Below are 24,105 nucleotides of genomic sequence, written 5' to 3' on the forward strand. Positions count from 1 at the left end.
CGCCCCAGCCGATACCCGTACATCACTTGCGCCGCTTGTGATGTCACACTCAGTCACGACACACGGTGTTTACCTGCTGCAGTCGCGGGAATTAACAATTCATTGGCAAACTGCAAGGGAATATCCCCCGTAAAAGGAGAAGCATGGGCGCGAACACCGCCGAGAACACCAACCTTCGTCTGAAGGCCGTCCTGGACATCCTCGCAGAGGGCGTATGGTCCGGAACCACGCTGAACGCCGGCGAAGTGCTGACCGAAGCGACTGCCCGCGTTCCTTTCAACGATCACGAGGCCGAGCTGCTCAGCGGCGGCATCCCGCGCGGCCACAAGACCCTCACCACCGCCTCGGCCAAGCTGGTCAAGGCAGGCTGGCTGGTCAAGGGACGTTCGGGCTGGACCATCCCGGAGGACGGCCTTCGAGCGACCGTCGCGTTTGCGGATGTTGCAGCTTTCGCCGCAGCGCTCGACGCCGGAACGCCGGTACCTGCCGACGTTCAGGTCCCGACAGCCCCGCCAGCCAAGGCCAAGGCCAAGCGCGTAGCCGCTCCCAAGCGTGCCGCCGCACAGAAGGAAACGGCTCCGAAGGTCGCTGCCAGCGAGGTTGCGGAGCCCAAGGTTGCCGCAGCCAAGGTGTCGGCTCCAAAGGCAGCTGCTGCTACCAAGAAGCCTGCCAGCCGGAAGACGCCCGCCAAGGCAACGGCGACCACCGCCGTCGAGACTGTGCCGCAGCCGGACGCCGTCGCGATTGCCGGGGACTTCAACAAGATTCTCGGAGCACCCGAGGATTGGGCACCGCAGTATGACGAAGCGCAGATGACCTTCAGCCCCTTGGCCCAGGTGTGGACGCTGACCGCCGAACTGCCGGCCGGTTTCTACACCTACAAGATCGCGCTGAACCGCTCGTGGGACGAGAACTACGGCGCGTTTGGCGCCCGTGACGGCGCGAACCACGAACTGAACCACGACGGCGGACCTGTCACCATTACATACAGCCACGCCACGCGGGACATCGTGGTGAGCTGATTTGCCGTAGCCCGACTTTCCAGGGACGCAGCGCTGCCCCTGTTCGTCACCTACTCCGTTGAACGGGGAGGGGACGGGCAGGGGCAGCGGTGGTTAAGGTGGGTCCATGAACTCTGCGGGGAAGCGGCTCACGGCACATGTCACCGGCCTCGTCCAAGGCGTGGGTTTCCGCTATTGGACCGCCCGGAAAGCCGACGAACTGGGCTTGACGGGCACAGTCCGCAACAACACTGATGGTTCGGTGGAGCTGGTGGCCGAGGGGTCGGCGACTGACGTTGAGAGCATGGCGAGGTGGCTCCGGTCTTCCCAGGCGCCGGGCCGGGTGGAAAACGTTGACATTGACATCTCCGAAGCTGCCGGAGGCTTCACAGCTTTCCGGATCGTCGGCTAGGCCCCAGCGAGACCTTAGGCGCCGGGTGAGACCGTCATGAGTCCGGATTCCTTCGCTGCCAGGAGCAGCTCGTCATCGTAGGCCACCAGGGAGTCCGCCTGGAGTCTGATGGCGGTTGCCAGATGGATGGCGTCGGCGCTGCGGAGTTGCCTGGGCAGCGCGGAGGCATACATCAGATCCGAGCGCGTGACGTCAACCAGGTTGATGCCCGCAAGGACATCGTTGACGAGGTCAAAGGGAAGCTTGCGGCGTCGTGCTGCGCAGTGGAGCTCGGTGTACAAAAGCATTGAGGCAACGAGGTGTCCTCCGGAAACTGTCGCATCGTAGAGGTGCGCGGCCAGGGTCTCGGATTCCTGCTCCTGCACAACGAGCTTCAAGATGGCGGAGGTGTCCGCGTAGACGATCACCGATCGCCGCGGAGGTCGGCCATTATCGCGGCAGTGGTCATATCGCTTTCGACGCGGGGCCGGAACCGGAAGTCCACGGGTGAGCCTGACGCCGGGCGTACGCTGCCGGCCTGCAGCAGACGTTCAAACGGGGACGCGGAGGGCGGAATGAGCGTAGCCGCAACCTCGCCATTGTTCGTGACGTCGATGACCTCGCCATTTCTGACGCGTTCAAGGATCTTGCTGCTCTGGTTGCGCAGCTCGCGGTGCGGAATAGTTGTCATGTCGAACCTCCGTAGCAATCGTAGCACTAAAGCTTGGCGGCGGGCTTTTGACATAAATATATAGACTGGTCTATTTTTTTCACATGCCTTCTTCCTACCCCAAAGGACTCGCGACCCGGCAGCGTCTGGTCGAGTCCATGCTCGCCCTCATCCAGCTGAACGGCTACCACGGGACCGGGCTGAACACCGTGTTGTCGCAATCCGGGGCGCCGAAAGGCTCCCTGTACTTCCATTTCCCCGAAGGAAAAACCCAACTCGGAATTGCTGCCGTTGAATTGGCCGGCGAACAATTCGGCCAACTGGTCAGTGAGGCAACCGCCTTGTCCTCATCGCCGGAAGCCGTCGTGGACGTGCTCGTTGGTGAACTCAAGGGCATCCTCGAGAGCAGCGACTATCAGGCGGGGTGTCCGGTCTCATCCGTTGCCTTGGACGCGGCTTCGGAGAACGAACCACTTCGGGAGGCCTGCAGCAAGGTGTATGACGCCTGGATCAACGCAGTGTCCAGCTATCTTTCAACGTTTGGGCTTGGAACGGATCAAGCAAATCCTCTGGCGACATCCATGATCAGCCTGGTGGAGGGCTCCCTCATTCTGTCCCGCGCCCACAAATCAACCCAGCCATTGGACGCTGCCGCCGGCACGCTCAAAGTGCTGATGAACGCACTTCACAAGGAGGCAAGCGCATGAGCTCCCGCCACGCTTTGGTATTTGGAGCCACTGGCCATATTGGAAAATGGCTGGTCCGTGAACTCCTGATGCAGGACGTGACCGTGACGGCTGCGGTACGAACCGGGCATTCTTTCGGGAAACTGACCGATTGGCTGACGGAACACGGTGCGGGCGGACGCCTGACGCACGTCCTGGTGGACTTCAGCCGCGAAAACCTAGGCCAGGATCCGGCGTCGAACGCCTTCAGTACGGTGACGGAAGTCCACAACCTCGCCGGGGCGTTTGCCTTTGGCATGACCGCCGAAGCGGCCTACGCCGCGAACGTCAGCAGCGCTGAGGGCGTGGTCCGCTTCGCCGCGAAACTGCCGGCGGTGACAAGGCTGATGCACCTTTCGGGTTACCGGGTGGGTGGCCAGGACCCGTCCGGGGTGCCGTGGAGCGAATCCCGCCGCGCCAAGCTCTACAAGCGTTTGGGAGCCTATGAGGGATCGAAGGTGGAAGCCGACGCCGTCGTGCAAGCAACGGCGACGTCCCTGGGCCTCCCTTTCACCATGGTCAACCCGGCCACGGTAATCGGGGATTCGGTGAACGGAGAATCCGGGCAGGTGGTTGGCCTCGCCACCACCGTCTTGGACCTCTTCCATGGGAAGCTGCCAGCACTGCCCGGAAATGACCGCACGTTCCTCCCGGTGGTCACCGCCGACTATCTGGCCTCCTTCATGGCGCTGGTTCCCACCAGGCCCGAGGCCGAAAACGCCTCGTACTGGGTGCTCGATGAAGCCACGCCGCCACTTCCACGGCTGTTGGGGATGCTCGGGCAGCACCTTAAGGTCAAGGTCCCGCGGCTGAGGATCCCCAGCGGATTGCTCAAGAGGCTGCCCGCCAAACTCACCGGAGCAGATCCGGAAACGTTGACGTTCTTGTCAGAGGACCGCTATCCGACGACGACGGCGCTCGCCTTGGCGGAGACGGCCGGATTGCACCACCCGCCGGTCGATGTCGCCCTGAAGCGCTGGGCCGACTATCTGGTGGCGGCCGAACCCGCCGCGAGGGAAGGCCGTGTCGCCTCGATGTAGTGCTCAAGTGTCTGAAGTGCCGGTTGGGACGAAGAATCGCGGACCGCATCTGCGCCCACGGCGTTCGCTACAGCCAGGGCGTGTACGCGCTCAAGTCCAGCCTGCAGTGCTAGCACCAAAGCTGCGCAGAAGGCGTCGCCGGCACCAATGGTGTTGGCGATGTCAGTGACGCGTACGGCGGGCGCTTCTGCCGCGCGTTCGCCGTCCACGAAGATCGCCGAACCCTCGCCACCGTAGGTCACCGCCACCAGTGGAGCGTTTTTCAGTGCCGGGATGAGCTCGTATTCGGTCTCATTGACGATCACCAGGTCGCAGCGTTCCAGCAATTCCGGAATGATCGGCGCGGCGGGAGCGGCGTTCAGCGCAAAGAAGCCCTTGGTGGCGCGTGCGGCTTCCAGCACCACGTCCTGGTCCACCTCCAGCTGGCACAGCACGGCCTCGAGCTCTCGGAACGTGACAGCATCCAGCGACACGGAGGCGTTCGCACCGGGGCACACGACGATCTGGTTTTCGCCGTCGCTGTCCACCAGTACCAGCGCCGTCCCGGTTGCCTCGTCCACCCGGGCGACGCTGCTGATGTCGACGCCGGCGGCGGCCATTGCGTCCAGAAGTGACCGCCCGGCGTCGTCCTGGCCTACGGCTCCCACCATGCGTGAGCTGCCCGCGAGCCGGGCCGCGGCGACGGCCTGGTTGGCACCTTTGCCGCCGGGCTGCTGGCGGAGGACGGCGCCACCCACCGTCTCGCCGGGGGAGGGGAGGCGGCTGGCTGTGGCTGTGATGTCGAGGTTGATGCTGCCGACGACTGTGAGGCTCGACGGCGAAACGGGCGCGGCAGAATGAACGGTGTTGCTCATGGGAGATCCTTTGTGTGGGTCAGCTGGGCGTGAGCTTCAGGAGGACTGGATGACGGAGAGGTGCCCGGCCTTGGCGGCAACGAGGCACTTGGCCAGGTAGAACGGTGAGCCTTTCCGCCGGACGTACTGGGTGAGGACCAGAACGGGATCGGACGGACGCAACCCGAGCAGCTTGGCACGGCTGGGTCCGGCGGTGCTGAGGCTGATTTCGCATTCACCGGGGCCTAGGGTTGTGCCGGGAAGCCTGCTGAGGACCTCAAGGAGCGTAGCTGCCGAAAGGGTGGGTGTTTCGGCGGCTTCTTGAAGGGCTGACGCCTCGGGGATGTCCTGGGCGACGTTTTCCTGCAGGTGTGCCACGGGTTCGCCGTCGCGAATGAGCACGCTTTCCCAGAACCACACGTCCTGATCGGGTTCCACGCCAATGCCCGGAGCTACGAATTCGGAGGCCGGTTGCTTGATGGCGGCGACGCGTTTGACCTGGATGTCCTGGTCGGGACCACCGAGCAGTTGGTCGAAGGGGCGGATGTGTTCAATGCCAATGCGGGGGAGCGAGTCGGCCACGAACCTGCCAACGCCCCGGCGTGCCCGGGTGAGGCCGTCTTCTTCCAGCAGCATCAGCGCTTCCCGGATCACGGTGCGGCTGACGTCCATCATGGTGCCGAGTTCGGTCTCCGTGGGGAGCAGGGAACCCGGTGGCAGGATCTTGGTCCTGATGGCTTCGGCGATGCGGGAGTACGCGGCGACACGGAGGGGCTGACCCGGCTGGGTTGCGATGGGTCGGGACAGGAACTGGACGGCGTTGTCGGTCAAGGGTGCCTCACTTGGAATGGGTTACCGACACTGTACCCGAAGACTGTGACAGGTTGCACAAGCTCGTAATACATGCTTGTATAACAACTCACATCTCGCGGCGCCGCCCTGCGCCCTCGGACAAAGGAGTTTGATGTGAACATCCCCAACGCCACAGGCCAGCAGACGGTAGATCCGTTGGCCCCATCCTTGGAAGACCCCAACACCACCCCGGACGAGGGCCGGATCCACGGCAAAGCCGCAGCCATGCTGATTTCCACGCTGGTGCTGGCTGTGCTGGCTTTCCAACTCAACGCCAGCATGATTACGCCCGCCCTTCCGCACATCGGCTCTTTCTTTGGCGAGACCCCCGAAGCCGTCGCGCAGGTGCAGTCGATGTTCTTCCTGGCCGGCGCCATCTCAGGACCGGTAATTGGCCGTTGGAGCGACTTCATCGGGCGCCGCAATGCGCTGCTCCTGGTGTTGGTGATCATGGGTGCCGGAACGGTGCTGTGCATCTTTGCCCCCACACTGCCGCTGCTGGTCACGGGCCGCTTCATGCAGGGTGTCTCCAGTGCCATCTTTGCGCTGTCCTACATCGTGCTGAATGAGTACCTTCCGGCACGGCTCTTCGGTACGTCCATCGGCATCATCGCAGCCATCAACGGCGGCGTTGGCGGCGTGGATGGCTACTTCGGCGGACTCATGGCCGAGACTTTGGGTTTCCAGTCGATCTTCGTTGCCGTGCTGGTACTGGCCGCGATCGCCGTCGTCTGCGTCATCAAAGTGGTGCCGGGCGGTAAGTCGGCGGTCGCTCCGGGCCGTATGGACTGGTGGGGAGCGGGTTCGCTGTCCGTGTTCCTGGTCTGCATTACCTACTTTGTGTCCACAGGGTCCTCCGCCGGCTGGACCTCGCCGTCCGCCCTCGGCCTGCTCGCGGGCAGCATCGCGTCCTTCACTGCTTTCTGGCTCATCGAAAAGAAGCGCGATACACCCTTGGTAGCAGTGCACCACCTCCGTTCGCGCCAGGTGTGGCCGGTCATCGCGACCACCGTGCTGACCCTCGCCGGAATCTTCGCCATCATCAACTTCACCGTGGTGCTGCTCAGCCAGGACAAGGTGAACGGCTTCGGCCTTCCGGCCTCGGTGGCGGCGCTGCTGTTCCTCACCCCTGCCGCGCTGATCGGCGTGTTCGCCGCTCCCCTGGCCGGTTGGATCGCCGACCGCCGCGGCTGGATCAAGACCGTCCGGGTCGGCACTGCCAGCAGCCTTGCCTGTGCCATGGTCGCGGCTTTGTTCGCCAACAACCAGATCGCGGTACTCATCGCCATTGCCGCACTGGGCATCTTCTACAACGGCTTCTTCCTCACCGCCATCAACGGATTGTCCGTGCTGCTCTCGCCCAAGGAAGCACCCGCCGCCCTGCCGGGAATCAACGGTGCCTCCTTCGGTATCGGGGCGAGTCTCGGCGTCGTGGTCGTTGCGCCGTTCGCCGGGCAGGGCACCGCAGCCGGGTACTCCGCGGCCCTCTGGATCTCGGTGTCCATCACCGCCGTCGCGTTCATCGTGAGCCTGTTCATCGCCGCGCCGAAGAGCGAAAAGATCTAGAGCACGACGCCGGTCCGCCGGTTTCGTGCGCACCCCACCATTACCCTCACCACCGCTCCACCTGAAACGAGAGACCATGACCAAGCCTGCCCCCTTCTTCCTCGACTGCGATACCGGCATCGACGACGCCCTTGCCCTTGCCTACCTCCTGGCCTCGCCGAGGGCCGAACTCGTGGGAATCGGCACCGTGAGCGGCAACGTCAGTGCGGCCGGCGGTGCCCGGAACACCCTGGATCTGCTGAAGCTGGCCGGCCATCCGAACATCCCCGTCGCAGTGGGTGCGCACGATCCCCAAGTGGGCACTTTCCATGGCGGTGCTCCGCATGTCCACGGGGATAACGGGATCGGCGGTGTTGACCTGGCTCCATCCGATCGGGAGCCCGTGGAAGCCACAGCCGCGGAACTCCTTGTCCAGCTGGCACATCGGCACGCCGGTGAGCTGCGGCTGGTGGCGATCGGTCCGCTGACCAACATCGCCCAGGCATTGCGGCTGGAACCGAAGCTGCCGGAACTCATCGCCGAGCTGACCATCATGGGTGGGGCGGCGCTGGCTCCTGGGAACATCACGCCCGTAGCAGAGGCCAATATCGCCAATGATCCCGAGGCCGCGGCAGAGGTCCTCGCCGCCGACTGGGACGTCACCCTGGTGCCGCTGGATGTCACCATGACCAACGTCCTGGAAGAGAATCACCGGCAGGAACTGCTGGCAAACGAGCACCCTGTTTCCCAGGCGCTGGGCGACATGTTGGGCTACTACTTCGGCTTCTACGTGGATATTTTTGGCCGGGCGTGCTCTGCGATGCACGACCCCCTTGCCGCTGCCATTGCCGTCAGGGGAGTGGAACTGGATGTTGCTCCGAAGGTCCGAGTAAAGGTGGACACCACTGATGGTCCGGGCCGCGGCCAGACGGTCTGCGACCTCCGTGGTCAATACGTTGGCTTCCCGGACCAGCGTGGCGCGCGGTGCCGGGTAGTGCTGTCCATCGGGGAAGAATTCGCGCCGCACTTGCTGGGAACCATGCAGGCGGCGTGGCTGAGCGAAGACCAGATGGCCGCGCCCGTCGCCTAATCCTCCCCCCACCCAACTAGGGGACAGATAACGTTGCTCTGGCACTCGGGAGCGACGTTATCTGTCCCCTACTTGGGTTAGGCGTACATGAGCGAGCCGGGAGTGGTGAGCTGCTCGCCGGTTTCGAGCCAGGTCTTCAGGCCTGACAGAATCATGGGCCAGCCGCCGTAGAGCTGGTCGTTGGCACCTTCGCGGAGTTGGTCGTGGGTCACTGTGAGATGGCAGGAATCTCCCACCGGCTCGATCTCCCATGTGATCCGGGACGTCCCTTCGGCCTTCACGTCCTCGCCCCACAAAGCGGTCATGGTCTGTACCAGCCGGCGAGGGGGATCGACCTCGATGTTCTCGCCCTCGCCCAGCGGAGCGTCGGCTTTGGGGTTGCGCATTTCGAAGCGGCTGCCCGGCGTCCAGTCGGAGGTCAACGTGTTGCCGAACTGGTACTTGCTCCGGATCTCGCTGTTGGTGATGGCTTCCCAGAGCAGTTCCGGCGTGGTCTTGATGTAAATCTCGAAGATCTTTTCCATGGGACTTTCCAATCTGGATTTGAGGTCGCTGAGGGCAGCGGCCCATGGTTCTGCGTATTTACTCACCCAGCGGTCGTGGATGAGGCGGATGGGGACCGGGTTCAGGAAGTGCAGCTTTTCACGCCCCCGACGGCGGACCACCACCAGTTCCGCATCTTCCAGCAGCTTGAGGTGCTTTGCGATGCCGAAACGGGTCATCTCGAACCTGGCTCCGAGGGCTGTGGCGGACTGGCCGTCCTCGCGGAACAGCTCATCCAGGAGTTCCCTGCGAGTGGGGTCTGCCAGAGCCTTGAAGACGGCGTCCATGGCTTCAGAATAGGTGACTATTTGGTCACGTGTCAACGGATTTTGGTGGGTCGCTCCGCGAGGAGGTTCCGCGAGGTTCCGCGAGGTCGTGGGAATGCAGCGAGATCGCCGGTTCTTTGGAGGGGTGTTCGCAGGCTTCCCACGGGTTCGGTGCAGCACTTATGCAGTGGGACTGCCACCGTCCGGATCATGGTGAGTGCTGCCGCTATTTCACATGAGATCTGCATCACGTTCTAGCGGGCGGGCCCACCTATCTAGTAAGGGAAGCAACGGGCGTCCTCTGGGCAACTGAGGGGGAGCTATGAACAGGGAGCCTTGGATTCGCAGGCCAAGTTTCAACTGGGCGCAGGACGCTCGCGACTGTGTTCCACATGTGGCTTCAGCGACAATCGCCCTGGTAGCTATTGCGGGTCTCTCGGGATGCGCAGGTTCGCCCGAGGCGGCTAATCCCAGCAGCTCCTCCAGCACTGTAGGCATGGACGCCAGTTGGGCGGGGAGCTACGACAATTTGACGGATCTAAAAACGCACAGCGCCCTGGCTGTTGAGGGAAGCTTCACGCGAATCATAGACGAATCCAAAATCAAAACTGTCCCTATCACGGATTTTGAGTTCACCGTTGACGAAGTAATCCATGATCCCGCGGGCACCTTGAAAGAGGGGACCCGCATAACCGTGCGACAGACTGGCGGGTCTGTTGACGGGGTTCTTCATCAGATCTCAGACGACCCGTTGTTCAAGATCTCTGAAAATGCAGTCCTGTTCCTCAAAGAGCCGGAGCCTGGCCTATTTTATGTAATCGGTGGACCGTCAGGGCGCTTTGAAGTCATCAACGGAAGGGTCACACCTTTCGACGCTGACGGAACAAAGTTTGAGGGCACCCTGGAAGACTTCATCGCAGCGGTGAAGGGTTCCTAGGTCGTCAAAACTCAGAGGGGGCATGTCGCCGAGAAGTGCTTTCCTATCCAGTTTTTGGGTAAGCAGTCTTGGTGGCAGCCCGCTCTAAATCCCCTGTAATCTGTTCACGCAGGATATCCGCGTGCCCGCAATGTTGGGCCAGTTCACGCAGCATGTGCAGGTACACCCAGCGGAGGGGCAGGGGTCCGCGGCGGTTGCCGTGGAGAAGATCGTCCAGCCCGAGACCCAACGTGGCTTTCCGCGAAGCTTCGCAGGCTGCCGAGTAAGCCGCTTGGATGCTGGCGATGGTGGCCTCCTCCTCGAGGATGAACGATTCGTCGGGCGTGGCCGGAATGCCAATCTCGGCCCGAGACCTGCAGGTGATGGCTTCGTCGAACCACACCTTTTCCACGAAAGTCGCGTGCTTCACCAGGCCCAGTAGCGTCGTGCGCGACGCGACCAGCCGCCGTCGTGCTTGTTCTTCGGTGAGTCCGTCCAAACATGCTTCCAAGGCCCGGCGGTGCTCATCCAGAAACGCCTCGAATTGCGTCCGGATGTCCTCGTGCGTGACGTCCTGCGTGGAAGCGCTCATGCGAAAACCACCGTACCGTCCTCGTCGATCCGCCAGCCGGGGTTGTACGCGACCTCCCAGACGATGCCGTTGGGATCCTTGACGTGCCCGTGGAAGATGCCGCCGAAAGCGCCTGCCTGTGCGGGTTTGACCAGCGTGGCGCCGGCAGCCACAAGTGCGTCGATAGCGCTGGAAACCTCCGCTGCGCTGCCGACGTTGTGCGAGAGTGTCACGCCACTGACACCAGCGGTTTGCGTGCCGCTGGCCAGATCCTGGTCGAATTTTTCGGCGTCGAACAGGCCGAGCATCAAACCCGGCGCAACCTGGAAGAAGAGGATTTCACCCGGCACGTCCATGAGCGGCTCCCAACCGAGCCCGCCCTTGTAAAAGGCGCGGGCCCGGTCGAGATCAGGCGAGGCGAACGTGATGAAGTGCAGTCGCTGGTCCATACGGACATGCTAGCGACAGGGTACGACGCCGGGACTTAGGCAAGGTGCTGACGGGTACCGTTCAGGTGGGAAGCCTGGGCGCCGAAGAGCGCGGCGATGTGTTCGGCCAGTTCGGTGACGTGCGTGTAGCCGGGGAACTTGCGGTGCGGGGCGGCCTCCTTCATGGTGTCGTCCAAGAGGGCTTTCACAACGAAAACCACCGCCGCCGAGGTCTGCTTCTTGGGCTCAGTCTTGTGGCCTGACTGTGCTGCTTTGAAGCCGTCTGCGACGCCGAGGACCCAAGCTTCGGAGGCGGCCTTGACGGCCGAGTAGCTCGCGCCGCCGGCAGTCGGATTCGCTGCTGCCGTGGCGGAAACAATAGCCAAGCGACCCCGCGGTGATGCCTCCAAATCCGGGTAGAACACGCGGGAGGTGTTCCGGAGCGTGGTCATGATGCTGGTGTGCAGGACCTCCCAATCGTCATCCTTCTGACCCGTGATTCCGTCGCCTCCGCGCCAACCGCCGACCAGGTGGATGAGTCCGTCCACTGGTCCCAGGTCGCTTCGAACTGCAGCCGCCAGCTTCTCCACCGACTCAAGGTTCGCCAGGTTGCAGGTGTAGGGGACCACGCCGTCGTAATTCCGGGCGAGCTCTTCCAGACGGGCGGCGTCGAGGTCGACGGCGGCTACGCGGGCGCCTGCAGCGAGAAGCGCGGCGACAACCGCTTGCCCGGCGGCGCTCGTGGATCCTGCCACAACGACATTCGGGCCCGGGGTGGATGCCACGTCGTTGTGGTCATTCGTAGTCGGCAAGGTGTGTCCTTCCATAGGGTGATGAGGGTTGGAAGGAGCATACCGACTCAACAAGTGGAACTAATGTTTTATAGGCGTTAGGGCAAGAAAATCTAATGCTTCTGCGGTGCACAATGCCGTTAGGCCGCTGGCGGGTGGCGCTCCTTGAAATGGGACTGTTGAGGGGTAGTCAGCGGCGGTGGGAGGATGGAGCAGTGGAACCCCTCTTCGACTTCCTTGGCAGTTACTGGTGGCTCATCTTTCCCATCGGCGGTATGGCTGGCGGCTGGGCCAGGTCATGGTCGAAGGCCAGCGAAGAGCGGCACCGTCGCAAGGTGGAACTGTTGAAGCTGCGAAACCAGTTGGCCGTGCACGAGGAAGCGAACCAGGCTGAGGTGGTTTCCCTGATGGCCGCGCACGATTCCGTGAATCACAGATGGCTGGACTACGAGATCGACGTCGGGAACCTTATCGATTTCCCTCTCATGACAGACGTTCGTGAGCCACTGACCGTGGCTTTCCTGCGCGCCAAGAAGGAAGCCGACGGCTTGCGTCCCGGAACGCCGGAAGAAATCTCGACGCCGGCCCGGCTCGCCGAGTACCGCGCGGCAGTCCACAGCTACGAACTGGCATTCGACGTTGCCGAACGGGAAGCCCGGCGTATCAAGGACGGCAATTTCTCAGGCCCCGAGAGGCAACGGCTGGCGACGGCACGGAAGCTGCTGCGCATCGCCGAGGACACCGCCGCCACCCCGGCCGAACGTCAAACGGCGTACAAGCGGGCCCGGAAGGAACTCGATGGTTTGATCGTCCTGCCGGAGGCGACGGTTGCCGCATTGGAAGGCAGAATCGCGGGGATGCTGGACGAACGGAGAGACCCAGACACGGACGCCCGGTTGGCGTAACAGGTGCGCTAGATGGACGAACCTAACTCCACGCCCATCACTGTCCGCACCGTGGAACCTTCAAGATCATCCTCCAGGTGCCGCATCCCCAGATGCTCTGCTACGCACCGCGAAGCCATGTTGTCTGGGTGATTGATGGCTACCAGGCGACCCGCACCAAGCACATCCCGGGCGTACTCCAGGCAGGCCAAAGCCGCTTCCGTGGCATATCCGCGACCCTGAAGCTCCACGCGCACGTGATAACCGACCTCCAGCTCCAACCGGTCATTGACGTTCTGCCACGTTAGCCCGCAGTCTCCCACGAATTCGCCGTCGTGCGTCTCGACGAGCCACAACCCGTATCCGTGGCTGGCATAGTTCGCCTGGTTCCAGGCGATCCAGGCCGCTGCTTCGCCGCGGGGTTTGGGTGCCGGGTAGAACGTCATGACCTTTGGGTCGCCGAGCATCGAAGCCATGGCGTCGAGGTCGCCCGGGGTCATTTTGCGGAAGCGCAAGCGGGCGGTCGGATGGGGGAGCACCCCCACAGCCTACAGAGAGGCGCTCCCGACCATTGGCCCGCTGCCGCCGGCGACCCTCAGCCCCGGCCCATGGACGTGGACGGGTCCTCGCCGCCTTCTGAGGGATCTGCCCGGAGAGAATCCGGATCACCTTCAGGCAAGCCTGCCGGGCCGGGGACATCGCCCGAGGCGGCAGGAACATCCCGATCGCCTTCGCGGTCCTGGTTGATGTCGCTGTCTGTCACGCCTTGATCGTGGTGAACGTGCTCTTCATGAGTCTCGCCGTGGCCGTCCACGGCGAAAGAACGCTCGTCGGCTTGCTCCTCCGGCGTTTCCGAGTCCATGGCGTTGGAGCCTTCGCTGATGGACGAGTGGACCTGAACGTCGTCGTCCTTCTCACCGGGTTCCGGGACATTGTCCTTTTCCACGGGATCGGAAGTGCCCGCCAGATCTTCCATGGCATTTTCAGTGGCCTTGCGGATGCTGTCTTCTACGCCCATCTGATGACTCCTTTGCATGAATGGTTCATTATTGGGCCGCGGTTTGGTGGGCCGCGCTTGCATAGTAAGCCTACTTACTTATTGTGTCTCCTGTAAACGTTGCCGGGGTTGACAAAACAGGATGTTGCTGGGGACGTTGCCGCAGGTCAGCTCGTCTTGGGATGCACTTTGTACCGGTGATCGTTGGGCGATAAGGTATTGCCAGACCGTTTTGCAGAGGGCGGCCCTTTTCGCTCCTTTGCTGTCTGCTGGGGACGCTTTTCAGTCAGTAGGAACGTGCATGGTCAACCCCCTCCCCGAGCAGGAAGCTCTCCAGAACGGATACTTTTTGGATCTGGTTTTGGGCAGTGAAGATGTTGAGGCATTTCTCAGCGATCTCGCAGCTTTCTCCGCCGAGAGCCTCTCCCACCCGGAAAGCCCGGTCTTCAGCGGCATCACGGTATTACGCCGCAAGAAGTCGGCCACCGCTGCCAGCAGCGACGAGCGCGCGCGCATCATGGATCAGCTCCAGAGCACTTTTGAGGGTCCTTGTCTTACGGCCATGGACAAGCTCACGCCTGTGCTGGTGGAGGACCTTCTGAGCGAGCACCGCTGGCCCGAATATGTCCGGGCTGCCTCGGACCAGGGCCTGCGGTCGATCCTCAGTGTGCCGCTGATGGTCGAAGGCGACACCCGCGCTGCCCTGAACCTCTACTCAGAGAAGGTCAAGGCTTTCAGCGACTCCCATGTGGAACGGGCAGAGGTCTTTGCCCTGCACGCTTCCAAGTCCCTGCGGCTCGCCCTGAAAATCGCCCAACTCAGCGATGCCCGGAACGACATGGCGGCGGCAATGCAGTCGCGTACGGTGATTGACCTGGCAGTCGGCGCGATCATGGCCCAGAACCATTGCAGCCAGGACGAGGCATTCACCATCCTCCGGACTGCTTCCAGCAACCGGAACATCAAGCTGCGGCACCTGGCCAAGTCCATAATTGCTGCCGTTTCCTCGGGGAAGATCACCACGCACTTCGAGGAGTAGGGCGTCTAGCCCCCACGCAGCAATTCGCGAACGAGTGTGAGGAAGCAAACCGGTGACACACTGTAGAGGCGTCATGATACGAAATACGACCAAGCTTTGACTAAATTACTGGGGAGAGAATGAAGTTCACCACACAGGATCCGGACATCGAGACGATTTACCGGCGAATCATTGAGGCTGACTACGACCTGCAGCCTGATTTTCAGCGCGGAGAAGTCTGGACACTCAAAAAGCAGCAACGACTGATTGACACGGTGCTGCGTGGCTGGCACATCCCTCCAGTACATCTCGTTGTGCGTCCTGAAGGTACAAGTGACGTCCTCGATGGTCAGCAACGGCTAACCGCAATCCGAGATTTCATTGATGGAGCCTTTTCTATTGATGGCTTGATAGAGCCAGAGAAGGATGAGCTGCAAGAATTACACGGCCTTCGGTTCAATCAGCTTCCCGCTTCTATCAAGAGAAACTTTCGGAAGTTCACTATTAGAGTATTTGAACTTACCGACTATGAACCGGATGAGCCTCACGAACTGTTTTTCAGGTTAAATCAACCGACTAATCTTACAGAAGCTGAGAAGCGCAATGCTTTCATCGGCGGCCCTCGAAACCAGATTAAGAATCTAGTTCGTGAATTTGCTGAACAAGGATTGAGCAAAGAAAGGGTAGGCTTCTCAAATGCCCGCATGGCCTACGATGATTTGATCGGCCGTTTCCTCTTGACATTAGAGATCGGTTCCTTAGGTGAAAAGATAACGGCCGGGCGTATCACAGCTCGATATCGGTTGTCGAGGGAGTTTGGGGATGAAATCATCGCCGACGCCATGACCGCTATCGATCTCTTTCTCGCTCTCCCAATGCTTGCCGAGGGAGGGCTCCCAATCCGACCCAACAAGGCAACTATTCATACGTGGTTCTGCATGTTGTCGCGGGTCCGGGCGGGTGCTTTCTCGCAAGCGCAAGGAAGTTCATTCTTCAAAGGTATCGAATGGATTGAGTTTAACCGCTGGGATCCGAACACTATTGATGATCCCCGCCTAGCCGGAGCGCTTCGGATTTTTCATGATCGATCAACCGCGCGGGTGGCAGATGTCTCGTCCGTCATTCTTCGCGACCTGTGTGCTGCTGTCATTCTATTTGAGATCGGAGCTTGGCAGCCAGTCGAGGCCGTCCAAGCCCAGATCGAGGGTGCTAAAAATATACTGGAGCAGCGATCAAATAGTGATAGGGAGCTTTATCAATATGCCCATGTAACTGGATGGGGTGACCAGTGGTTTCTGTAAGATCGGCAAGTATCAATAAATCCATCGAACAGTTACCCAAACGAAAATACTCGGCCAGCCCAAAGCGGGTTTTGCTAAAAGGTGGTCGAGTCCCCAGCGGATATACCGTTAATATTGGGAACGGAATAGCAATAATTGCCGGAGGCAATGGAGCAGGAAAATCGAGTCTTCTTCAAGCTATTCGTACCTGTTTGGATACATCCGTTGAATTTCTAGACGATTCGGTGGGGTGGTTCGCCCAGCTAGATGAAATCGAGGTTTGTTGGTCGAACGATCGCCAAAAGGGAAAGGAGATGCGGTCAGGACTTAGGATCTCACGCTCGGACGAGAGTGGGTTTACTCTCTCGAGATCCGGTGAGGCACCGGAGCACGTCTACTACATCGATGCGGCCGTGGAGACTGAACGCTTCCTTTCGATGCTCCGTGACGACCCCAACTACTCTGATCTCATTGAGGGAGTAGACCCTGCCCCGGCAACAAGTGATGCAATGACACTTGCATCATATGTCCTTAATCGTCAGTACCAGTCTATCGACGTCTACGAGATAACCTCAGTTAGCGAGGATGACGCCGCCCTCCCGTTCTTCAAGGTTCGGGCCATGGGTGCTGAATACTCAGTGCTAGGGATGGGGAGAGGCGAACTGTCTGCCATGTACCTGTTATGGAGGTTGGAGCAAATACCGCAAGGTGCAGTCGTCATTCTTGAAGAACCTGAGACCCATTTGGCGGCGGTTTCTCAACGCAAACTGACAGAAGCGTTGGTTGAAATTTCTGCCGCAAATGATTTCTCGATTATTCTCTCAACGCACTCGCCGTCGGTCTTCGACTCGCTACCTCCCGGCCAGGTGTCGCTGATTACTTCACTTCCGACGATGTCAGTAGCCACTGACATGAATTCCAGGGCTCTGGCCAGCAGGCTAGGCCTGAAACGATCGCTACGCTGCATGGCTCTGACAGAGGACCTTTTTGCAGCCCAACTTCTGGAGATGATCATTGCTCATCTAGACCGCAGCGCTCTTGATGAGGTTGGGATTGCGTTTGCGAAGGATGGCGAGTCTGGCGTGCGCGCCGTTGTGAGGGGCATTAACGGGTACAAGAAATCCGGCGCTGCCGCACTAGATCACCGGGTTGTTGGCGTGCTTGATGGCGACCAGAGAAGTGATACTCCCCCTGATGGATACGCTTTTCTTCCTGGTGAATTTGCCCCCGAGGTGGTCGTTCGAAATCGGCTGATGGGCTGGTTTTCCGGCGATGAAGAGTATCAGGGATTCTCCGAGCAAACTGCGGAAAAGCTGCGCGACGCAATCTCGAGTGGTCAAGGTTTGGATCATCATGACTGGCTCATTGCAGTTGCCGGCCCCTTTGGAGGTTCGGCCACTTTGCTCGAGGTAATTTCGTCATTTCTGCTACAGGACACCGGTTTTAGAGAAGAAGCGGAGGTACTTCAAAAGTGCCTCGCCTCCATCTAGATCAGTACTGGTCTACTGGCCGGTTTGGAGGATAGATGAGTGGAGTAGGTGCGATTTCGACTGAATCATTCCGAGGTGCTGTTTGGCGGCCCTGAATTCGCGGCGCGGAGGTCGCGTCAAGCCGAATGATTCAGCAAAACAAGTCACCGACCCAGCGCGCCGTCCCAGACTAACTTCACGGCGTTCCTGACGCGCTCCCGCGTTGCGTCGACGACGGAGGCATCGCCGTCCGGCGGTCGAAACACGGACCGTTGACGAGGTCAATCATTGCCTCGACATCCAGATTCGCGGACAGCTCTCCAGCGGAGACGCGTATCTGAATCGGAATTACGAGACTGCCGTACTTGGAATGGCGGGAAGGTTAACTGTTTGGGCGGGCTGCATTTTTGCTGGATCATCGCCTCGGGCGCCTCAGTGGTGCCCCGGAATTCCGGAGGTCGGTGCCTGGGCGACAGGGAATGATCCAGCAGAATCGACCTCGGTCCCCAAAGTCCGCCCTGTGACCCCGTTTGGTAACCCGAGGCAACCATGGAGCAGACTGGGTTGGGTGACCGCCAACAAACCCCGTCCCGGGCTCGCCATTGCTGCGCTGAGCCTTGGAACGGCGCTGAATCCGCTGAACTCGTCCATGATCGCTGTGGCATTGGTGGTCCTTCGGGAGCACTTTGCGCTCGACGTCGCCACGGTCACCTGGGTGATTACCTCGTTCTACCTGGCATCGGCTGCGGGCCAGCCCCTCATGGGCAGGCTGGCCGACCGCTTCGGTCCCCGGCGGCTCTTCATGTTCGGCATGGCCTTGGTGGCGGTCACGTGCGCAATCGCCCCCTTCCTGCCCAACTTCGCCCTGGTCTGTGTGGCCCGCGCCCTCATGGCGGTGGGCACCGCAACCGCCTACCCGTCCGCCGTCGTGATGGTTACCGAACTGAGCCGGCTGGCGAACCTGCCATCCACGCGGCCGCTTGGCCGGATCCAGATGGCGAACACGTCCGCGGCCGCCGTCGGTCCCGTGGTGGGCGGTCTGTTGGTGAGTTTGGTGGGATGGCAGGCCCTGTTCGCGATCAACGTGCCCATTGCCTTGCTCGCGCTTTTCGTTGTGCGGCAGACGGCGCCCGCGGATTCTGGCCGCGAAACGGGTTCGTTGGGAACGCTTATCCGCGACTCCGACATTCCCGGCATCCTCGCGTTCGTTACCTCGCTCATGTTGGCCATGATGGCCCTGCTCAACGTACTGCCGGGATACCGCTGGTACCTGCTGGGTGCCGCTACGGTGATTGGCGCGCTCTTTGCCTGGCGCGAGTTGAGGTTCCGGCCCCCGTTCCTTGACCTGCGCCTGTTGGGTCGTAACCGGCCGCTGCTGCTGGTCTACCTGCTCTTCGTCGTCTTCAGCGGCGTGTATTACTTCGCGTTCTTCGGACTTCCGCAGTTGCTGCAGGAAGCAGGCCACTACGACGCCGGTCTAGTAGGCCTGCTGATGCTGCCCCTTGCGGCGTTGTCGGTTGTGGTGACGCCGCTGACGGTGCGGTTCATTGAGCGGTTCGGCGTCCGTTCGGTGCTGATCACCGGGGTGTTGATACTGACCCTTGCCTCAAGTGCGTTGGGATTTCTCACGGTGTCGCTCTGGGTGCCGGTGGTGTTCGTCCTGACCGCGATGATGGGTGTCCCGTACGGCGTTGTCAGTACGGCATCCAACCAGGGTCTCTACGTTTCCGCCCGGCCAGAGGAGAGGGGAGTGGCTGCGGGAATCTTCCAGACGTGCCGCTACCTGGGGGCCATTACGGCGACTGTCCTGATCGGTGTCCTCTACGGCTCAGGCGTGAACCAGGCCAACTGGGGGCTGATGGTCCTTGTGATGCTGGGGCTGAGCGCGGTGGTGCTGGTGCTGGCTGTGATGTGGCGGAAGCCCGCGGCCTAGCAGGGCAACAAAACGGGACCCTGGCTGTGTGCCAAGGTCCCGTCCGGTTCCTAACGCCTAGCGGTTGAGAAACTCCGCATGCTGGCGGTGTGCTTCGGCCACTTGCTCGCGGATCTTGTCCACGTCCTTGGCCTTGTTCCTGTACTTCAGGGGCATCTGCACGATCTGTGCTTCCTCGGCCGTCAGGGCGCGGTAGATGCGTTCGCGTTCGTTGGCGTCGGCGGTGTAGTCCAGGTCCAGGTAGTCCACCGCATGGCGGCGGGCGTTGTTGATCGCGGTCTGGGCCTTGCCTGCCGGGCTCAGGAGCGAGAGTGCAACGGTGATGACCAGGGTTCCAACGATCACTGATAACGAGAAGCCGGTGGTGATCTCGATGACGTTGACGTGCTCGCCGTCGTTGATGAACGGCAGGTTGTTTTCGTGAAGGGCGTGCAGGATCAGCTTGACGCCGATGAACGCGAGGATGGCGGCCAGTCCGTAGGAGAGGTAGATGAGGCGGTCCAGGAGGCCGTCGATCAGGAAGTAGAGCTGGCGCAGGCCCATCAGTGAAAATGCGGTGGCCGTGAAGACGATGAACACGTTCTGGGTGAGGCCGAAGATCGCGGGGATGGAGTCGAGTGCGAACAGGATGTCCGTGCCACCGATTGCCACCATGACCAGCAGCATGGGAGTCAGGGCACGCTTGCCGTTGACCATGGTGAAGAGCTTGTCGCCGTCGTACTTATCCGTGGTGTGGAAGAACTTCTTGGCCAGGCGGATGATGAAGTTGTTCGCTTGATCGTCGCCGTGGTCGCCGGGCTTGAGCAGGTTGCCGGCCGTGAGCAGCAGGATGAGGCCGAAGATGTAGAACACCCAGGCGAACGAGTTGATCAGCGCAGCGCCCAGGAAAATGAAGCCGGTGCGGGCGATCAGCGAGAACACGATGCCGAACAGGAGGACCTTCTGCTGATCCTCGCGCGGCACCCTGAAGCTCGCCATGATGATCAGGAATACGAACAGGTTGTCGACCGAGAGTGCCTTCTCCGTGATGTATCCGGCGAAGTACTCGGAGCCCATCTGGGCTCCGCCGAAGACCAGTACCAGGATGCCGAAGATGACAGCCAGCCCCACGTAAATGGAGGACCAGATGGCTGCTTCTTTGAGCGATGGGACGTGGGCTTTGCGGATGTGGAAGAAGTAGTCAAAGGCCAAAAGCGCCAGAATGACGACGATGGTGATGCCCCAGATGAGGGGTGAGACGGTCATATGATCCTGCTTTCGTGAGGCGCGCGAGTGGTGTTGCTCACCGAGGGTCAAACTCGTGGAATCAAATTTACCGGGTCCGTCACCGCGGCGGGTAACGGCGGGGCTCATGGAAAGTACTTGACAAGATGGAAAGTACTTTCTTAGGCTCAATGCACAAGACCAACTTCTTGGGGGAACAATGACAGAAAACATCAGCGGCCCATCCGCTGCGGAAGCCCGCGAACTCCTGGCCCGGGCGGAGGCCATCAGCGCCACGTCCACCAATGCCGCCGCCTGGCCGGTTGCCGTCACGTTTACCAGCCTTGCGATCCTGGGTTCCTTGCTCCTGATCGGCATGCACATTGTGCTGGTTACCGGCTATGGCGCCGCATTGCTGGCTTGCTCCGTGGGCGCCTGGGCCGCCGTGACGGCCTGCGTCTGGCCCATGTTCCAGCGCTCCACCAAGGCCGGTTTCACCAAGTGCTTCCTGACATCCCTGTTGGCGTACTTTGCCCTGTACGTGGTGGCACTCGTCGTGGGCGCATCTGTCTTCCGCGACGGCAATCTCTGGTTCTACATACCTGCGGCGATTGCTTTGGCCGGCATCGGCCTGGCCGCGGCCTTCCGTGAGCTGCGGGCATGACGACCCCGGCGGAGCACCCGCGCCACAAGCTCAACGAACTCGTTCACTCACCCGTCCGGTTCTCCATCATGGCTGCCTTGGCGGGGGCGGAGTCGATGGACTTCAAGGACATCCGCGATGCCATCCAAGTGAGCGACTCCGTCTTGAGCAAGCAGCTGGCCACTCTGGAGAAGGCCGAGTACGTGAAGATCAAGAAGAGCTTCGCGGGCAAGATGCCGCGGACCTCGGCCAGCCTCACTGCCTCCGGGCGTGAGGTGTGGGCGGCGCACTTGCAGACGCTGCGGGAGATCGCGGGCGGATAGCGGATCGCTTTTCAGGAAGGGTACGACGGCGGGCGCGGCGTTTGTGGTTGGCTAGCCTTTCGCCTTGTGGAGCTGAAATCACGACGCCGGTCGGGTCGCGTTGGTCTTATCCGCCGAAGAGTTTCTTGCCGATTTTGGCGAAGACACCAGGTTCCAAGGAAGGATCGATAGTAGTTGGTTCGACTGTTAAGTCAGTTCCCCTGTCAGTGACCGGCCGACGACGGTTGTTCCAGTCAACCGAGTTGAACTGCGGGTTGTAAATCGGAGGAGTCACGTCTTCCGCCCGGAAGATATCCCACATCCAGTACGGGATGTTGTCGACAGCGCGAGGGAAACGCAGCAACTGTTGTGCCCAAGTTGCGGCGTCAGATGGCTTGGCTCCCGGGTACCAATTGCCGTTAGGCATCCGGTCTAGGTGCTCCTCGTCGTACAGGTCAAGCCTGCCGGGAGCATTTGGAAAGACGTGGACTTCTGCCGTGGTCCAAGTTCCCCGACCCGGAACGTAAGCTACAACTCGGCACTCATCAAGCCATCGGTTCAGGGCCTCACGTGAGAATCTTGCACCGCGATCGCGGTCCAATACAGTCGAGCCCGCAACCATGTGCCCTCGCAGGTAAAGCGAGGAGGGGCGGCTTACCACGATTTCGACAACTTCGTCCATTGACTGCGCAAACCCATGGGGACCGAACGCTTCATTTTGGAGTCGCGTAAGACCTTCCTTCACTAGTGGGTGACGATAAAAGTCGTATGTAGTCATTTTCTCAGGGATCCTTCAGCTTAAGAACGCTATATTCAAGCCTGCGCGTTGTTTCCGGGCAGAATAAGGAATCGACGACGGCGGCCGCGGTATTTGCGGTTGGCGAGACTCTTATACGACCGAGCTGACACAAATACGACGCCGGACGGGTCGCGTATGTCTTATCCTCCGAAGAGTTTCTTTCCGATCTTGGCGAAGACACCGGGTTCCAACGAAGGATCGATCAAGGTTGGTTCGACTGTGAAGTCAGTCCCACTATCAGTGACCGGGCGTCGCCGGTTCTTCCAATCCACGGAGTTGAACTCCGGGTTGTAGATCGGCGGAGTCACGTCCTCCGCCCGGAAGATATCCCACATCCAGGACGGGATGTTGTCGGCAGTACGCGGATATCTGAGGAGCTGTTGAGCCCAAGTTGCGGCTCCTGCAGGCTTACCGCCGGGGTGCCACCGGCCGTTGCTCATTCGTTCGAGATGCTCCTCGTCGAAGACATCCAAGCGACCCGCCTTGTTAGGAAAGACATGGATCTCTGCTGTAGTCCATGTTCCGAAGCCGCTAACGTAGGACCGGTTCCTATATTCATCTAGCCAGTGATCCAGGTTTTGCGTGGAAAAATCGTCCTCAAAGCCTTGGCTCTTATAGATGATCTTGTTCTCGCTAATTTTGTGGCCATAGCCGAACGTACGAGTCCCGTAGTGAACTAAAACATGTACGACCTCATCTAGGCCGCGGGCAAAACCCTCGGGGCCGAATGCTTCAGATGCAAGTCGTTGTAGGCCGGTAACAACAAAAGGGTCAAAGTTTATCCTCAAGGCGTCCACGTACCTAGCCTAATTCGGGTTCGACGAGGTTGTTGAATCTCGCGATTGCGGAGTTTCCGCCGTCAATGGCGCCCCTCAGCCTTATCTCTCGCGACATTCCGGCCCTAGCGCTGGGTTCGATCTTCATTTCCCGGGGTTAAGTCAACCGGCCCCCGCGCTTCCATGCGTTTGTTCAGTTCCGGGGACCATGCGCCTTTGATGACTGCGTACCTATCTACCCGGGTAACAGTGCCGGTGGCACCGGTGTAGTACTTCTCAACGGTGTTGGGGTGCCAGCCGCGGTCGGTCGGTCCAGTAGTGATGAAGGTCGACGACGGCGGGCTCGGAATGTGCGGTTGGCAGGCCTCCCGTTTGGCTGTGCTGAAACGACGACGCCGGTGGTCGCGTTGGTCCTATCCGCCGAAGAGTTTCTGTCCGATTTTGGCGAAGACGCCGGGCTCCAACGAGCGATCGATCACGCTTGGTTCGACCGTGAAGTCAGTTCCCCTGTCAGTGACTGGACGGCGGCGGTTCTTCCAGTCAACGGATTTGAACTGCGGGTTGTAAATAGGCGGAGTCACGCCTTCGGCTGCGAAGACATCCCGCATCCAAAACGGGATGTTCTCCGCTGTTCGCGGGAACGCCATGAGCTCGGACGTGAGTGTTGCTGCGCTCGACCGCGCATTTAGCCGCCCTGACGTGGAGTGAAGTCCCTTAGTGAGTAGCTCTTCGTCAAAAACTTCGAGCCGACCTGGCTCGTTTGGATAAAGGAACACCCTGCACGTCATCCAAGTACCCTCACCGATTACGTAGCAGCGTTCTCGCAACTCAAGCAGCCATCTGTCCATGGCCTCATCTGAGAAATCTGAGGAGATATCAGCCTGGCCCCACTGGCCGTTGCGCTTTACGTCGTCGTACCGACGCGACATGGCTTGTTGGACAACCGAAGTGCTCACTACTTCTTCGGCACCGTTACCGGGTCCCCGCTGAGAAAATGCTTCGAGCTGAAGGCGTTTAAGCCCCTCTGTCACAAATTCATCTTCCAGCGTCTTACTTTTTGGCATCGGTAAGATCTCCATCCATGTTCAGGTTATTGAAACGTACCCTTCTATCTCTTCTCCTTCGAAGTTATAGCGGAG

At 60.6% G+C, this 24,105-nt stretch carries 28 protein-coding genes; 14 read left to right on the forward strand and 14 right to left on the reverse strand.

Going from position 1 to position 24,105, the window contains the following annotated elements; genetic code table 11:
• The first annotated feature begins 143 nt into the window (after window positions 1-143).
• Both ACFVSI_RS19495 and ACFVSI_RS19500 read left to right on the forward strand, forming a co-directional pair.
• Window positions 144-1,022, forward strand: coding sequence for a glycosidase (locus ACFVSI_RS19495; RefSeq protein WP_387827336.1), 879 nt, complete (start codon window positions 144-146; stop codon window positions 1,020-1,022).
• A gap of 106 nt (window positions 1,023-1,128) precedes the next feature.
• A complete protein-coding gene (locus ACFVSI_RS19500; RefSeq protein ID WP_387827339.1) occupies window positions 1,129-1,413 on the forward strand; it encodes an acylphosphatase in 285 nt (94 codons plus the stop codon).
• A gap of 14 nt (window positions 1,414-1,427) precedes the next feature.
• Here the strand turns inward: ACFVSI_RS19500 and ACFVSI_RS19505 are convergent, their stop codons facing one another.
• Together ACFVSI_RS19505 and ACFVSI_RS19510 are read right to left on the reverse strand one after the other, a co-directional pair.
• Window positions 1,428-1,820 (reverse strand): type II toxin-antitoxin system VapC family toxin, encoded by a 393-nt coding sequence (locus ACFVSI_RS19505; RefSeq protein ID WP_387827342.1) that lies wholly within the window; start codon window positions 1,818-1,820, stop codon window positions 1,428-1,430.
• Window positions 1,817-2,083, reverse strand: coding sequence for a type II toxin-antitoxin system Phd/YefM family antitoxin (locus ACFVSI_RS19510; protein WP_387827345.1), 267 nt, complete (start codon window positions 2,081-2,083; stop codon window positions 1,817-1,819). The genes ACFVSI_RS19505 and ACFVSI_RS19510 overlap by 4 nt, the downstream gene beginning before the upstream one ends.
• 83 nt (window positions 2,084-2,166) lie before the next feature.
• On the opposite strand from ACFVSI_RS19510, the gene ACFVSI_RS19515 reads away from it, so the two are divergent.
• Window positions 2,167-2,769 carry a TetR/AcrR family transcriptional regulator gene (locus ACFVSI_RS19515; RefSeq protein ID WP_387827348.1) on the forward strand — a complete coding sequence of 201 codons (603 nt, stop codon included), beginning with the start codon at window positions 2,167-2,169 and terminating at the stop codon, window positions 2,767-2,769.
• Window positions 2,766-3,827 (forward strand): SDR family oxidoreductase, encoded by a 1,062-nt coding sequence (locus ACFVSI_RS19520; protein ID WP_387827351.1) that lies wholly within the window; start codon window positions 2,766-2,768, stop codon window positions 3,825-3,827. Before ACFVSI_RS19515 ends, ACFVSI_RS19520 begins: the two co-directional genes overlap by 4 nt.
• Here the strand turns inward: ACFVSI_RS19520 and ACFVSI_RS19525 are convergent.
• Window positions 3,773-4,681: a ribokinase gene (locus ACFVSI_RS19525; protein ID WP_387827354.1), complete on the reverse strand. Its 909-nt coding sequence runs from the start codon at window positions 4,679-4,681 to the stop codon at window positions 3,773-3,775. The two genes, ACFVSI_RS19520 and ACFVSI_RS19525, sit on opposite strands and share 55 nt — an antisense overlap.
• A gap of 36 nt (window positions 4,682-4,717) precedes the next feature.
• A complete protein-coding gene (locus tag ACFVSI_RS19530) occupies window positions 4,718-5,491 on the reverse strand; it encodes a GntR family transcriptional regulator (RefSeq protein ID WP_387827356.1) in 774 nt (257 codons plus the stop codon).
• Window positions 5,492-5,626: 135 nt separating this feature from the next.
• On the opposite strand from ACFVSI_RS19530, the gene ACFVSI_RS19535 reads away from it, so the two are divergent.
• Both ACFVSI_RS19535 and ACFVSI_RS19540 read left to right on the forward strand, forming a co-directional pair.
• Entirely contained in the window at window positions 5,627-7,078 is a 1,452-nt protein-coding gene (locus ACFVSI_RS19535) for an MFS transporter (RefSeq protein ID WP_387827358.1), read from the forward strand.
• Window positions 7,079-7,154: 76 nt separating this feature from the next.
• Window positions 7,155-8,147: a nucleoside hydrolase gene (locus tag ACFVSI_RS19540; protein WP_387827360.1), complete on the forward strand. Its 993-nt coding sequence runs from the start codon at window positions 7,155-7,157 to the stop codon at window positions 8,145-8,147.
• Between the two features lie 77 nt (window positions 8,148-8,224).
• Here the strand turns inward: ACFVSI_RS19540 and ACFVSI_RS19545 are convergent, their stop codons facing one another.
• The gene (locus ACFVSI_RS19545) at window positions 8,225-8,977 is read right to left on the reverse strand and encodes an ArsR/SmtB family transcription factor (protein ID WP_387827363.1); all 753 of its coding nucleotides are present in this window, start codon (window positions 8,975-8,977) and stop codon (window positions 8,225-8,227) included.
• A 475-nt stretch (window positions 8,978-9,452) separates the two neighbouring features.
• On the opposite strand from ACFVSI_RS19545, the gene ACFVSI_RS19550 reads away from it, so the two are divergent.
• Window positions 9,453-9,893: a hypothetical protein gene (locus ACFVSI_RS19550; protein WP_387827365.1), complete on the forward strand. Its 441-nt coding sequence runs from the start codon at window positions 9,453-9,455 to the stop codon at window positions 9,891-9,893.
• 43 nt (window positions 9,894-9,936) lie between these two features.
• Here ACFVSI_RS19550 and ACFVSI_RS19555 read toward each other — a convergent pair whose 3' ends face one another.
• From ACFVSI_RS19555 to ACFVSI_RS19565, 3 genes are read right to left on the reverse strand one after another with little or no spacing between them, the layout of a single operon-like run.
• The gene (locus ACFVSI_RS19555) at window positions 9,937-10,464 is read right to left on the reverse strand and encodes a DinB family protein (RefSeq protein WP_387827368.1); all 528 of its coding nucleotides are present in this window, start codon (window positions 10,462-10,464) and stop codon (window positions 9,937-9,939) included.
• Window positions 10,461-10,892, reverse strand: coding sequence for a VOC family protein (locus tag ACFVSI_RS19560; RefSeq protein ID WP_387827371.1), 432 nt, complete (start codon window positions 10,890-10,892; stop codon window positions 10,461-10,463). Before ACFVSI_RS19560 ends, ACFVSI_RS19555 begins: the two co-directional genes overlap by 4 nt.
• A gap of 35 nt (window positions 10,893-10,927) precedes the next feature.
• A complete protein-coding gene (locus ACFVSI_RS19565; RefSeq protein ID WP_387827374.1) occupies window positions 10,928-11,737 on the reverse strand; it encodes an SDR family oxidoreductase in 810 nt (269 codons plus the stop codon).
• Between the two features lie 140 nt (window positions 11,738-11,877).
• On the opposite strand from ACFVSI_RS19565, the gene ACFVSI_RS19570 reads away from it, so the two are divergent.
• Entirely contained in the window at window positions 11,878-12,567 is a 690-nt protein-coding gene (locus ACFVSI_RS19570) for a hypothetical protein (RefSeq protein ID WP_387827376.1), read from the forward strand.
• Between the two features lie 8 nt (window positions 12,568-12,575).
• Here ACFVSI_RS19570 and ACFVSI_RS19575 read toward each other — a convergent pair whose 3' ends face one another.
• Both ACFVSI_RS19575 and ACFVSI_RS19580 read right to left on the reverse strand, forming a co-directional pair.
• A complete protein-coding gene (locus tag ACFVSI_RS19575) occupies window positions 12,576-13,085 on the reverse strand; it encodes a GNAT family N-acetyltransferase (RefSeq protein WP_387827379.1) in 510 nt (169 codons plus the stop codon).
• A gap of 56 nt (window positions 13,086-13,141) precedes the next feature.
• Window positions 13,142-13,564, reverse strand: a complete 423-nt coding sequence (locus ACFVSI_RS19580; protein ID WP_387827382.1) for a hypothetical protein — start codon at window positions 13,562-13,564, stop codon at window positions 13,142-13,144.
• A 280-nt stretch (window positions 13,565-13,844) separates the two neighbouring features.
• On the opposite strand from ACFVSI_RS19580, the gene ACFVSI_RS19585 reads away from it, so the two are divergent.
• The 4 genes from ACFVSI_RS19585 (at window position 13,845) to ACFVSI_RS19600 (ending at window position 19,243) form a co-directional block, all read left to right on the forward strand.
• Complete coding sequence (locus tag ACFVSI_RS19585; protein WP_387827384.1) at window positions 13,845-14,582, forward strand: ANTAR domain-containing response regulator; 738 nt, start codon at window positions 13,845-13,847, stop codon at window positions 14,580-14,582.
• Between the two features lie 119 nt (window positions 14,583-14,701).
• On the forward strand, window positions 14,702-15,862 hold the full coding sequence (locus tag ACFVSI_RS19590) for a DUF262 domain-containing protein (protein ID WP_387827387.1): 1,161 nt from the start codon (window positions 14,702-14,704) through the stop codon (window positions 15,860-15,862).
• Complete coding sequence (locus tag ACFVSI_RS19595) at window positions 15,850-17,331, forward strand: ATP-dependent endonuclease (protein ID WP_387827390.1); 1,482 nt, start codon at window positions 15,850-15,852, stop codon at window positions 17,329-17,331. The genes ACFVSI_RS19590 and ACFVSI_RS19595 overlap by 13 nt, the downstream gene beginning before the upstream one ends.
• Window positions 17,332-17,878: 547 nt before the next feature.
• Complete coding sequence (locus tag ACFVSI_RS19600) at window positions 17,879-19,243, forward strand: MFS transporter (RefSeq protein ID WP_387827393.1); 1,365 nt, start codon at window positions 17,879-17,881, stop codon at window positions 19,241-19,243.
• A gap of 57 nt (window positions 19,244-19,300) precedes the next feature.
• Here ACFVSI_RS19600 and ACFVSI_RS19605 read toward each other — a convergent pair whose 3' ends face one another.
• Window positions 19,301-20,488 carry a TerC family protein gene (locus tag ACFVSI_RS19605; protein WP_387827396.1) on the reverse strand — a complete coding sequence of 396 codons (1,188 nt, stop codon included), beginning with the start codon at window positions 20,486-20,488 and terminating at the stop codon, window positions 19,301-19,303.
• Between the two features lie 178 nt (window positions 20,489-20,666).
• Between ACFVSI_RS19605 and ACFVSI_RS19610 the strand changes: the two genes are divergently transcribed.
• Window positions 20,667-21,110 (forward strand): hypothetical protein, encoded by a 444-nt coding sequence (locus ACFVSI_RS19610; RefSeq protein WP_387827398.1) that lies wholly within the window; start codon window positions 20,667-20,669, stop codon window positions 21,108-21,110.
• Window positions 21,107-21,412 carry a transcriptional regulator gene (locus ACFVSI_RS19615; RefSeq protein ID WP_274262312.1) on the forward strand — a complete coding sequence of 102 codons (306 nt, stop codon included), beginning with the start codon at window positions 21,107-21,109 and terminating at the stop codon, window positions 21,410-21,412. The genes ACFVSI_RS19610 and ACFVSI_RS19615 overlap by 4 nt, the downstream gene beginning before the upstream one ends.
• A 106-nt stretch (window positions 21,413-21,518) precedes the next feature.
• Here the strand turns inward: ACFVSI_RS19615 and ACFVSI_RS19620 are convergent, their stop codons facing one another.
• The 3 genes from ACFVSI_RS19620 to ACFVSI_RS19630 all read right to left on the reverse strand — a co-directional run bounded on the left by ACFVSI_RS19620 (window position 21,519) and on the right by ACFVSI_RS19630 (window position 24,045).
• Window positions 21,519-22,169 carry a hypothetical protein gene (locus ACFVSI_RS19620; RefSeq protein WP_387827402.1) on the reverse strand — a complete coding sequence of 217 codons (651 nt, stop codon included), beginning with the start codon at window positions 22,167-22,169 and terminating at the stop codon, window positions 21,519-21,521.
• A 161-nt stretch (window positions 22,170-22,330) separates the two neighbouring features.
• A complete protein-coding gene (locus ACFVSI_RS19625) occupies window positions 22,331-22,987 on the reverse strand; it encodes a hypothetical protein (RefSeq protein WP_387827405.1) in 657 nt (218 codons plus the stop codon).
• Between the two features lie 392 nt (window positions 22,988-23,379).
• Entirely contained in the window at window positions 23,380-24,045 is a 666-nt protein-coding gene (locus ACFVSI_RS19630; protein ID WP_387827407.1) for a hypothetical protein, read from the reverse strand.
• Window positions 24,046-24,105: the final 60 nt, after the last annotated feature.

Source organism: Paenarthrobacter sp. NPDC057981, assembly GCF_042886835.1.
Lineage (GTDB): Bacteria > Actinomycetota > Actinomycetes > Actinomycetales > Micrococcaceae > Arthrobacter.